Origin of the sequence: Pseudomonas sp. (genome assembly GCF_050739655.1) — a bacterium.
Classification (GTDB): Bacteria; Pseudomonadota; Gammaproteobacteria; order Pseudomonadales; family Pseudomonadaceae; genus Aquipseudomonas.
Genome location: NZ_JBOIBY010000523.1, coordinates 1 through 11019, shown reverse-complemented (window position 1 = coordinate 11019; position 11019 = coordinate 1). Strand labels below are relative to the sequence as shown.

The following is an 11019-nucleotide window of genomic DNA, read 5'->3' as shown; positions in this document are numbered from 1 at the left end:
CAGAGCGGCTCTGGTTATGGAACGCAGAGCGGCTCTGGTTATAGGACGCAGAGCGTCCTGGGCTGCATTCCCACGCAGAGCGTGGGAACGATCAAGCCCACAGAAAATTGTGTTTAGCTGACAAATATAAATCTGCCGTTCCACCGCCATTTTCAGCATCCGACACTGTCCGCAAAGCGCTTTCAGCATCCTCATCCGCCGCGTCTCCCTAGACTGGAATCTGTCTCGGATCAGGACTCGACCATGCTCAAGAATCGCTTGAAAGACCCCAGCCTTTTGGCAGAACTCGCTTATGTAGACGGGCAGTGGATTGGCGCCGATGACGGTGCGACGCTGGACGTCATCGACCCGGCCAGCGGTCAGTTGCTCGCTCGCGTACCAGCGATGCAAGGCGCGGAAACCCGGCGTGCCATTGAGGCGGCGGACAAAGCCTGGCCCGCCTGGCGTGCACGTCCGGCAGCCGAACGCGCGGCGCTGCTTGAGCGTTGGTATCAGGCCATGATCGACAACCTCGACGATCTGGCGTTGATCATGACCTGTGAACAAGGCAAGCCGCTGAACGAAGCCAAAGGCGAAATCCGCTATGGCGCAGGCTTCGTCAAATGGTTCGCAGAAGAAGCCCGACGGGTCTACGGCGAAACCATGCCGGCCCCCACAGGCGACCGTCGACTGTTGACCCTCAAGCAACCGGTCGGCGTCTGCGCAGCGATTACTCCGTGGAACTTCCCCAACGCGATGATCACCCGCAAGTGCGCGCCGGCATTGGCCGCGGGCTGCCCGATCATCGTCAAGCCTTCGGACCTGACGCCGCTGTCGGCCCTCGCATTGGCGGTACTGGCCGAACGCGTGGGCATTCCGGCCGGGGTGTTCAACGTGTTGAGCGGCAAGCCCGCCGGTATTGGCGAAGAGCTGACCGGCAACCCGACCGTGCGCAAGATTTCCTTTACCGGCTCCACCGCCGTGGGGCGTTTGCTGATGCGCCAGAGTGCTGAACACATCAAGCGCTTGAGCCTGGAACTGGGCGGTAACGCGCCGTTCATTGTCTTCGACGATGCGGATCTGGAGCAGGCGGTTGCCGGGATCATGCTCAGCAAATTCCGTAACGCCGGCCAGACCTGCGTCTGCGCCAACCGGATCCTGGTGCAGGACGGCATCTATGAGCGCTTCGCCCAGCGTCTGGTCGAGGAGGTCGGCAAGCTCAATGTTGGCAACGGCCTGGAAGCTGACGTGACCATCGGCCCGTTGATCAACAAGGCCGCCGTGAGCAAAGTCGCGCGGCATATCGACGATGCCCTGAGCCAGGGTGCGAAGTTGCTGTGCGGGGGTATTCCCGACGGTGACAGCCAATTCGTGCAACCCACGGTACTTGGAGACGCCCACGCCGGCATGCTGCTGGCCAGCGAAGAAACCTTCGGCCCGGTCGCGCCGTTGATGCGCTTCACCGACGAAGCCGAAGCCCTCGCGCTGGCCAACGCCACGCCTTACGGTTTGGGGGCCTACTATTTCACTCAGGACCTGCGGCGCTCCTGGCGTTTCGGCGAGGCGCTGGAGTTCGGCATGGTGGGCCTCAACACCGGGATCATTTCCATGGAAGTCGCGCCGTTCGGCGGCATCAAGCAATCGGGCCTTGGCCGTGAAGGCAGCAAGTACGGCCTGGACGAATACCTTGAAGTCAAAGCCTTCCACATCGGCGGCTTGTAATTCACAGACACGGGGAGCCACAACTGATGAGCAAGGTATTCAAGATCGCCGCGATTGCCGGCGATGGCATTGGCAAGGAAGTCCTGCCGGAAGGGCTGCGGGTGCTGGAGCAGGCGGCGAAGAAATGGCAGTTGGACCTGAGCATCGAAGTGCTTGACTGGGCGCACTGCGATTACTACCTGGAACACGGGCAGATGATGCCCGAGGACTGGTTCGAACAACTCAAGGGTTTCGACGCCATCTACTTCGGCGCCGTGGGCTGGCCGGACAAGGTGCCCGACCATATTTCCCTGTGGGGCTCGCTGCTCAAGTTCCGCCGCGACTTCGACCAGTATGTGAACATCCGGCCGGTGCGGCTGTTTCCCGGCGTGCCGTGCCCGTTGGCCGGGCGCGAACCGGGGGATATCGATTTCGTGGTGATCCGCGAGAACACCGAAGGCGAGTATTCGTCGGTCGGCGGCAAGATGTTTGAAGGCACCGAAAATGAATTCGTGCTGCAAGAGTCCGTGTTCACCCGCCGTGGTGTGGACCGGATTCTCAAGTACGCCTTCGACCTGGCCCAGACCCGGCCACGCAAGCGGCTGACGGCGGCGACCAAGTCCAACGGGATTTCCATCAGCATGCCGTACTGGGATGAGCGCACGGCATTGATGGCGGCCAAGTACCCGCAGATTTCGTGGGACAAGCAGCACATCGATATCTTGTGTGCGCGTTTCGTGCTGCAACCGGATCGGTTCGATGTGGTGGTGGCGTCGAACCTGTTTGGCGACATCCTTTCCGACCTGGGACCCGCGTGTGCCGGAACCATCGGCATTGCGCCGTCGGCCAACCTTGATCCCGAGCGGCGGTTTCCGTCGTTGTTCGAACCGGTGCACGGTTCGGCGCCGGACATCTATGGGCAGAACATCGCCAACCCGATTGCGATGATCTGGTCCGGGGCGCTGATGCTCGACTTCCTGGGCAATGGTGACGAACGTTATCGCGCGGCGCACGACGGGATCCTGCAGGCGATCGAGCGGGTGATCGCCGAAGGGCCGATTACCCCGGACCTGGGCGGGAAGGGCTCGACACAGGACGTCGGCAAAGCCATCGCCCATCTCCTGTAGCCCACCACAAAACCCTGTGGGAGCTGGCTTGCCAGCGATGAGGTCGGAACATTCAGCCTGTTTGTTGACTGATCCACCGCTATCGCTGGCAAGCCAGCTCCCACAGAAAACCAAAGCTGTGCGGATCTTCAGTAACCCTGCGTGCGATCGATCTGGCCCACCATGGGCTCACCCCGTTCGAACCGCTGGATGTTCTCCAGCAAAACGCCAAACGCACTTCCAGGCTGGGTCATCGCCGCGATATGCGGTGTCAGCAGAATCTGCGGATGGCCCCAGAACGGATGATCCGCCGGTGCCGGCTCTTCCTGTAGAACGTCCAGTACCGCACCGCTGAGCTGCCCGCTGTCCAGCGCCTCCAGCAGATCACTTTCCACCAGGTGCCCGCCACGGCCCATGTTGATCAGCGCCGCGCCGTGGGGCAGTTGGCGGAATAACTGACGATTCAGAATGCCCTGGGTCTGCTCGGTCAGCGGCAGCACGCACAGCAGGATGTCGCATTGACTGAGAAACGCCGGCAGTTGCTCGGCACCGGCATAGCAATCCACGCCCGGGATGTGGTGAGCGCTGCGGGCCCAGCCTTTCAACTGGAACCCGAACGGTTGCAGGGTCGCGAGAATCTGTTGCGCCTGGGTGCCCAGCCCCATCACGCCGACCCGACGCCTGGCCGACGGTTGCAGCATGTGTGCCTGCCAGCAGCGGGCCACCTGCTGCTGGCGATAACGCAACATGTCCCGGTGCAGGCTGAGCACGGCAAAGCTGGCGTATTCGCACATGCCGGCGGTGATGCCGGGGTCCAGCAGGCGCACCACGGGCAAGTCCCTGGGCAATCGACCGAGGTCCAGTTGATCGACCCCGGCGGACAACGCGAACAACACCTTCAGATTCGGCAGCACGGCCTCAATGTCATCCGGTGCCTGCCACGCGGCCAGGTACTCGATGTCCCTGGGGTCGCCAATGTTCGGCCAGGCGCGCCATTCGATATCCGGGGCGTGTTCGGCGAACAGCGCTTTCCACTGTTCGCCGCGCACAGGGTCAGCTTTGTAAAGCAGGGCCATGGTCAATTCCTGAAGGGTGAAAGTGTTCCTATCATCGCGCAACGCCAGCGCAGGATCTGTTGAAAGCATCGCTTTAAACGCGTTTCATCCCTTCGGATCGGCAGGCCCGCAGCATATTCGGCGCACTGAAGGAATCTGCCGTTTGGCAGGGTGAAAACAGTGGATCCGAATTTCTGAGAAGCCAAGTTCGGCGTAGTTCGTTCCGCGCAAGCCTTAATCTGGACACCATCGGAAATCACCAATTACCTCCGGGCTGCCGGACTCACGATGGGAAATGCCATGAACAGCAAAGTCGACCAAACCCCTCATTTGCTCCGTCAGCGCGATCAGTTCGTGCCGCGGGGCCTGGTGACCGCTCACCCATTGGTGATCGATCGCGCCCAAGGTGCCGAATTGTGGGATGTGGACGGCCAGCGATACCTGGATTTTGTCGGCGGCATCGGCGTGTTGAACATCGGCCACAACCACCCAAAAGTGGTCGCGGCGGTTCAGGCGCAACTGCAAAAGGTCTCCCACGCCTGCTTCCAGGTGGTTGCCTATAAGCCTTACCTGGATCTGGCCCAGCGCCTGTGCGAAATGATCGGCGGTAAAGAGGCCTATAAAGCCGCGTTTTTTACCTCCGGCGCCGAGGCCGTGGAGAACGCGGTGAAAATCGCTCGGGCGCACACCAACCGTTCGGCGGTGATCGCCTTCCGGGGTGGTTTCCACGGACGGACTTTGCTGGGCAGCACCCTCACTGGCATGAGCCAGCCGTACAAACAGAACTTCGGGCCGTTCGCGCCGGAGGTGTTCCATACGCCGTATCCAAACGCCTATCGCGGCGTCACCAGCGAGATGGCGCTCAAGGCGCTGGACGAATTGCTCGCCACTCAGGTTGCGCCGGAGCGGGTCGCTGCGATCATTATCGAAGCGGTTCAGGGCGATGGTGGTTTCCTCTCGGCACCGAAAGAGTTCCTCCAGGGGCTGCGCGCGCTGACGGAGAAACACGGCATCGTTCTGATCCTCGATGAAATCCAGACCGGGTTCGGCCGAACCGGCAAGTGGTTTGGTTTCCAGCACGCGGACATCCAGCCAGACCTGGTGACCGTCGCCAAGAGCCTGGCCGGTGGCTTGCCGCTGTCCGGTGTGGTCGGCAAGGCCGAGATCATGGACGCGCCGTTGCCCGGGGGCCTGGGCGGCACCTACGGCGGCAACGCGTTGTCCTGCGCGGCGGCACTGGCGGTCATCGATGCCTACGAAGAGGAACAGTTACTGGAGCGCGGTGAAGCCTTGGGCGAGCAATTGCGCCAAGGGCTGCTTGACTTGCAGAGTCGTTACCCACAAATCGGCGATGTGCGCGGCACCGGATTCATGCTCGCCATCGAGCTGATCAAGAACGACGAAGCCCGCACACCGGACGCCGATCTGAACCAGCGTCTGATCGATGAAGCGCGCAAGGGTGGCTTGCTGGTGATCAAGTGCGGTGTGCACCGCAACGTGCTGCGTTTCCTCGCACCGTTGGTGGCGACGCAAGCACAGGTCGACGAAGCGCTACAGATTCTGGAAGCGGCCTTGGCACGGGTCTTGAACTGACGTGCTGCCGACGCCGGGCGGTGCCGCAAGGCATTGCCCGTGAGCGTTTATGGAGCATGGATTGATCGAATGCATCATCGGAGGCTATGTACACCATGGGGCTGACTGATTATCGAGCGTTGCTCATCGATTGCGATGAGGTCCTGGTAGACCGCGATTCGGGGGTCTGGGCGGCGCTGCAACCGCTGCTCGACAGCCGGGGCGGACACCCGGACAAGGAACAGGTGCTGGCTGAATTTCGCGAGGTGGTGCAAGCACTGTATCCACGCTTTGGCGAGCTGGGTTTCAGTGGACTGCTGTGTTTCGCCCATCGCCAGTTGGCCGAGCGCTGGGGACTGAAAGCCAATTGGGAGGAGGGCATGAGTTTCGCCCGTTCGGCGGCTGGCTGGTCGTTGTTCGAGGACGCGCCGGGAGCGATGTTGTACCTGCGCAAGTTCTATCGGCTGCTGGTGAAGGGCGACCGGGATGCCGAGGATCGCGGAGTGCTCTGTGAGCGCCTGGGGATCATGGCCGAGGACTTCGTCTCGTTGGCCAGCGACCCGTTGCAGGATGCGGATTGGTTAAAGAGCAACGAACTTGAGCCCGCCCAGATCCTGCAAGTGACCCGGCCTTCAGCCAGTCGACAGGCGGGAGTCGATGTGTGCCTGATCTGTCGCGAGCGGGTCCCACAGCCGACGCCTTGTGCCGCGCACTACTGCATTAACAGCATGGCGGACCTGGTGGCTCAACATCAGCTGTCTTTACGGCGCTGATTTTGCTAGAAGATTGTCTTACAAATGGCAGTCAAGAGGTTCGCAATGGAAGGTTTAGTCAAACTGGACCGCATCGACATCAGTATCCTGGTTGAGTTGCAGAAGGACGGGCGCATGACCAATGTCAGCCTGGCCGATGCCGTGGGATTGTCGGCCAGCCCCTGCCTGCAACGGGTCAAACGGCTGGAATCGGCCGGGTACATTTCCAGCTACAAGGCACACCTGAACCTGGCCAAGATCACCGAGTCGGTGACGGTCTTCACCGAGATCACCTTGAGTGACCACAAGCGCGAAGACTTCGCCAAGTTCGAGTCCAATATTCGCTTGGTGGATGAAGTGCTCGAATGCCATCTAATCAGTGGTGGCTACGATTATCTGGTGCGTTTCATGACCCGCAGTATTCAGCATTATCAGGAAGTGATTGAAAGCCTGTTGGACAAGAACATCGGCATCTCCAAGTACTTCAGCTACATCGTCATCAAATCCCCCGTGCTCAAGGATGGCGTGCCGTTGCGTAAGTTGCTGCGGCACTGAAATCCCCTCAACACCTACACAAATCCCTACTGTGGGAGCTAGCCTGCTAGCGATAGCGGTACGTCTGACACATGGATGCCGGATGTGCTGACGTCATCGCTAGCAGGCTAGCTCCCACAGTTGATTTGTGCGCAATGCACCGTGTTTGGACATCACACCGCTCAAACCCGCAAACACGCCTCATCCTCGCGCAAGCCGCATAAACATCTGTTTCTACCCACAAAAACAGTTTCCGATTGCCCCGCATGCACCCTTTTCGGAGCAAAGGGCCAAAGTCTCTGCGTTGTAATGCGTACGGAGAGAGGGACGCGGTTTGTGATGTCGCTGATTTCGGGAGGATGAAGCGTCAGCAACGAATCGTTTAATAACACCAATCGGAGCCAAAAAAATGCGAATGAGCAACGCAAAAGCACTATTGGGTTACAGCGTCTTCCTGCTGGCCGGCAGCAGCGAAGCGCACCAAATCTGGTACGAACAACCACCCGGGCAATCTCTATCTTTGTACTACGGCGAGTATGACAAGAATATGTTGGAGGTTACGCCAGGCGGGATGGACCGGTTCAAGCAACTCAAGGGCTGGTCAGTCGGCGACAAATCCCAGCCATTGAGTTTGACCTTGCAGCGTCAGGCCTTCGCGGTGGCCCATCAGGGCAAGCGCGATGATTCACTGCTGGCCCAGGACCCGCATTATCCGATCTTCGATTCCCACGAGGCGGACAAGGCACTGAAGACCTACTGGACGCCCGCCACCCGTTGGGTCGGCGATCTGCGCGCGCGCACCCCGGAACTGACCCTGGACATCGTGCCCACTGGACAGGTCGAGGGCAACAAGGCCCAGTTCCAGGTCTTTTATTCGGAAAAACCCTTGGTGGATCAAGAGGTTATACTCGAAACCGGTTCGGGCGAAGTTGTCACCCAGCGCACCGACAAGTCAGGCAAAGTCAGCTTCGATCTGCCCTGGCAGGGCACCTATGTGGTGGCTGCCGAATACAAGGATCGCACCTCTGGTGAGCGTGTCAGTCCCGATGGCAAGACCGAACCGTTTGACCTGAAGAGCTTCAGCTCCACGCTGTCGTTCTATCGAGAGCAAGGCAAACCGTCATTGCCACGGGCACCGGCGCAGCTGCCGGCCTCCGAAGTCGCCCGGCTGAAAAAACAAGCCTGATCCTCCGTCCCTACAGGAGTTACCAATATGTCCCAATCTTCAGGATTGGCCGGGCAGGTGGGAAGTATTTCCCCCGCACTGGCCACCACTCAGGTAAAAGCCAACACGCGGATGCTGGCGATCGACGCCCTGCGTGGCTTCGTCATGCTGTTGATGCTGATTGACCATGTACGAGAAACCTTCCTGTTGCACCGCCAGGTCACCGATCCGATTGACGCGTTAAGCGTGACGCCGGACCTGTATTTCACCCGGATGCTCAGCGAGATTTGCGCCCCGGCGTTTATCTTCCTCACCGGCCTGTCGGCCTGGCTCTATAGCCAGAAACACACGGCCCGTGAAACCTCGGTGTTTTTGCTCAAGCGCGGGTTGTTCCTGGTGTTTCTGGAAATCACCTTCGTGTGTTTCGCCTGGAACGCCGAGTTTCCGCCCAAGACCCTCTGGTTGCAGGTGATCTGGTGCATCGGCATCTGCATGATCGTGCTGGCCGGGTTGCTGCACTTCAAGCGCAGCTGGCTGATTGTGCTCGGTGTGGCCATTGTTGCCGGCCACAACCTGCTCGATAACGTGACCGTGGGGCCGGAGTCGCCGTTCTTTGTGCCTTGGTCGATCCTGCATCAGCGGGTGTTTATCGACATCACCGAGTTCACCCGCGCTCGCACCACGTACCCGGTGTTGCCGTGGATCGGGGTGATTGTGCTGGGCTGGGCGATCGGGCCGTGGTTCGGCAAGGACATGGAACCGAGCGAGCGCTTGTCCCGCCTGCTCAAGCTGGGCGTTGGACTTCTGGTGGCCTTCGTGTTCATCCGTTACCTGAACGTCTACGGCGAGAAACCCTGGGTGCAGACCGGTGACTCGTTGCGCACCTTCATGAGTTTCATGAGCGCCAAGAAGTACCCGCCGTCGCTGATGTTCCTGATGCCGACCCTAGGTTTAAGTCTCCTGCTGCTGGCGTTGTTCGAGAAGATGCAGGATCGCTGGTCCACCTCGACGCTGGCCATTTATGGTGGGGCGCCGATGTTCTTCTACTTGCTGCACCTGTATGTGCTCAAGGCCATGTACCTGGTAGCAGTGGCCATCTGGGGTGCCAATCAGGGCGCGTACTACGGCTTCGATGACCTGCCCATGGTGTGGTTGTGGAGTGCGATCCTCGGCGTGTTGCTGTTCTTCCCGACACGCTGGTTCGCCGCACTGAAACAGCGCCGTCGCGACATCGCGATCCTCAAATACCTCTGAGGCGCCCAAAGGTGTCCCCGTCTGGGGACACCTTGCAGATCCCCAATTCTGTGGAGTTGCACTGTGAAAACCTTATCGACGCATACCCTGCTATTGGCATTGGGCGGGCAGTCCCTGCTCGCCTGCGCATCAGAGCAAGACAACGCAAAAGGCTTTATCGAAGACAGTCAGTGGAGCCTGCTCAACCGCAGCGTCTACGACCGCCGGGACTATGAACACGGCTCGCGCAGCAATGGGGCGCGCAATGCTTTCAAGCCCCGCGCAGAGCGTAGCGAGCTCGCCGAAGAATGGGGCTACGGCCTGATGGCCGACGTCGCCTCTGGCTATACCCGCGGCACCGTAGGTTTCGGCATCGACGCCCATGCCTATTCCGGCTATGAACTGGACAGCGGAGGCGGGCGGGCCGGCAAGGCGCGGCTGCTCGGTGTGGACAATGACGGCCATCCCAAGAAAGAGATCGGTCGCGGTGGCGCCGTGGCCAAAATGCGCTTTTCCTCGACTGAATTGCGCTATGGCGAGCAGCGGGTAAAAACCCCGGTGTTTGGCTCATCCGACAGCCGTTTGCTGCCCGAAACCGCCACCGGCTGGTTGCTGACCAGTCGCGAGCTGCCCGCTACCACGTTGTACGGCGGGCACTTCAATGAAAGCACCGACCGCAATGCCACCAGTCACGATCAGGGGTTTGTGGTCAATTACTCCAACGGCAAGCAGGGCAACAGCTTCGACCTGGTCGGCGTGCGCAACACGGCGCTCAAAGGGCTCAGCGCCAGTTTGTTCAGCGCGCTCTACGAAGACACCTGGCGTCAGCAGTACCTTGGTGCGATCTACACCCAGCCGATCGTGGAAGTCCAGGATCTGACCTTCGACCTGAACCTGTATCACACTCAGGATACGGGCAAAGCCTTGTCCGGCCGGATCGATAACACCACCTGGAGTTTGCTGACGACTTATCGGATCGGCTCCCACAGCTTCGGCGTGGGCTATCAGAAAGTCGACGGCGACACGCCTTATGACTATGTCACCCGTGGTGCGATTTACCTGAGCAACGCCGTGGCGCTGTCTGACTTCAACGCACCGGAGGAAGCCTCCTGGCAAGCCCGTTACGATCTGAACATGACTGGCTACGGCATTCCCGGCCTGACCTTCGGCGCACTGTATGCACGGGGCAGCGGCATCGACGGCACGCACATGGACCCCAACGGCGGTTATAAATGGCTGGGCTACGGACAGGGCGGTAAACACTGGGAGCGGGATCTGCAGGCCAAGTATGTGGTGCAGTCGGGTGTCGCGAAGAACCTCGCGTTTTCCGTACGCCACGCGGTCCATCGTGGCAATGCGGCGCAGGCGGAACTGGATGCCAATCAGATTCGTCTGGCGGTTGAGTATCCGTTGGGGGGGAGGTTCTGAAAGCAGTGCGGGGGGACAGATGACTGTCTCCCCCTGTGGGCTTGTCGGGTCGCCGCATCGCAGCGAAGGCGGCCTTAAAGCCGACCTGACTCTGGCGGGTGTACCCAATCCAATTGTGGGAGCTGGCTTGTCGGGTCGCCGCATCGCAGCGAAGGCGACCTTATAGCCGACCTGACTCTGGCGGATGTACCCAATCCTACTGTGGGAGCTAGCCTGCTAGCGATGGCGGCCTGACAGCCGGCCTGCTCTGTGGGGTGTACATATCCGTTGCTGCGGTAACGGCGGCTTATGGTTTCGCCCTTACGGCGAGTCCCTTTGGCAAACGCCCCAAAGGAACCAAAGGTCTCGCCCCGAACGTACGGCCCCTCGCTAAGGCTCGGGGTTCCTTCGCTCCGGCATCCATCCGGGGGCATCGCCCTCCGGTTGGCTTCGCTGGCACCTACATGCGATGAGTTCGACTGCGTCGAACGGCGCTGCGCGCCAATCCCCGGATG

The 11019-nt window shown here is 60.3% G+C and carries 9 protein-coding genes; 8 read left to right on the top strand and 1 reads right to left on the bottom strand.

The features are described 5' to 3' along the window. Positions 1–243 precede the first annotated feature (243 nt). On the top strand, positions 244–1701 hold the full coding sequence (locus ACRESJ_RS24710) for an NAD-dependent succinate-semialdehyde dehydrogenase (protein WP_431760243.1): 1458 nt from the start codon (positions 244–246) through the stop codon (positions 1699–1701). A gap of 26 nt (positions 1702–1727) precedes the next feature. Next, positions 1728–2807, top strand: coding sequence for a tartrate dehydrogenase (locus ACRESJ_RS24705; protein ID WP_431760242.1), 1080 nt, complete (start codon positions 1728–1730; stop codon positions 2805–2807). 128 nt (positions 2808–2935) lie between these two features. On the opposite strand, the gene ACRESJ_RS24700 is transcribed toward ACRESJ_RS24705, so the two are convergent. Further along, positions 2936–3862, bottom strand: coding sequence for a 2-hydroxyacid dehydrogenase (locus tag ACRESJ_RS24700; protein WP_431760241.1), 927 nt, complete (start codon positions 3860–3862; stop codon positions 2936–2938). Positions 3863–4141: 279 nt separating this feature from the next. Here ACRESJ_RS24700 and gabT point away from each other — a divergent pair, with 279 nt between their 5' ends. The 6 genes from gabT (at position 4142) to ACRESJ_RS24670 (ending at position 10525) form a co-directional block, all read left to right on the top strand. Then, a complete protein-coding gene (gene gabT / locus ACRESJ_RS24695; RefSeq protein WP_431760240.1) occupies positions 4142–5434 on the top strand; it encodes a 4-aminobutyrate--2-oxoglutarate transaminase in 1293 nt (430 codons plus the stop codon). 95 nt (positions 5435–5529) lie between these two features. Then, complete coding sequence (locus ACRESJ_RS24690) at positions 5530–6186, top strand: HAD family hydrolase (RefSeq protein WP_431760239.1); 657 nt, start codon at positions 5530–5532, stop codon at positions 6184–6186. 45 nt (positions 6187–6231) lie between these two features. Next, complete coding sequence (locus ACRESJ_RS24685) at positions 6232–6720, top strand: Lrp/AsnC family transcriptional regulator (RefSeq protein WP_027616181.1); 489 nt, start codon at positions 6232–6234, stop codon at positions 6718–6720. A gap of 394 nt (positions 6721–7114) precedes the next feature. Continuing rightward, the gene (locus ACRESJ_RS24680) at positions 7115–7885 is read left to right on the top strand and encodes a DUF4198 domain-containing protein (protein ID WP_431760238.1); all 771 of its coding nucleotides are present in this window, start codon (positions 7115–7117) and stop codon (positions 7883–7885) included. Between the two features lie 27 nt (positions 7886–7912). After that, the gene (locus ACRESJ_RS24675; RefSeq protein WP_431760237.1) at positions 7913–9118 is read left to right on the top strand and encodes a DUF1624 domain-containing protein; all 1206 of its coding nucleotides are present in this window, start codon (positions 7913–7915) and stop codon (positions 9116–9118) included. A 63-nt stretch (positions 9119–9181) separates the two neighbouring features. Beyond that, complete coding sequence (locus ACRESJ_RS24670) at positions 9182–10525, top strand: OprD family porin (protein WP_431760236.1); 1344 nt, start codon at positions 9182–9184, stop codon at positions 10523–10525. Positions 10526–11019: the final 494 nt, after the last annotated feature.

Bases quoted from the DNA above. Each gene is read 5' to 3' on its own strand.
- ACRESJ_RS24710 (WP_431760243.1), top strand. From the start codon at position 244: ATGCTCAAGAATCGCTTGAAAGACCCCAGCCTTTTGGCAGAACTCGCT.
- ACRESJ_RS24705 (WP_431760242.1), top strand. From the start codon at position 1,728: ATGAGCAAGGTATTCAAGATCGCCGCGATTGCCGGCGATGGCATTGGC.
- ACRESJ_RS24700 (WP_431760241.1), bottom strand. From the start codon at position 3,862: ATGGCCCTGCTTTACAAAGCTGACCCTGTGCGCGGCGAACAGTGGAAA.
- gabT (WP_431760240.1), top strand. From the start codon at position 4,142: ATGAACAGCAAAGTCGACCAAACCCCTCATTTGCTCCGTCAGCGCGAT.
- ACRESJ_RS24690 (WP_431760239.1), top strand. From the start codon at position 5,530: ATGGGGCTGACTGATTATCGAGCGTTGCTCATCGATTGCGATGAGGTC.
- ACRESJ_RS24685 (WP_027616181.1), top strand. From the start codon at position 6,232: ATGGAAGGTTTAGTCAAACTGGACCGCATCGACATCAGTATCCTGGTT.
- ACRESJ_RS24680 (WP_431760238.1), top strand. From the start codon at position 7,115: ATGAGCAACGCAAAAGCACTATTGGGTTACAGCGTCTTCCTGCTGGCC.
- ACRESJ_RS24675 (WP_431760237.1), top strand. From the start codon at position 7,913: ATGTCCCAATCTTCAGGATTGGCCGGGCAGGTGGGAAGTATTTCCCCC.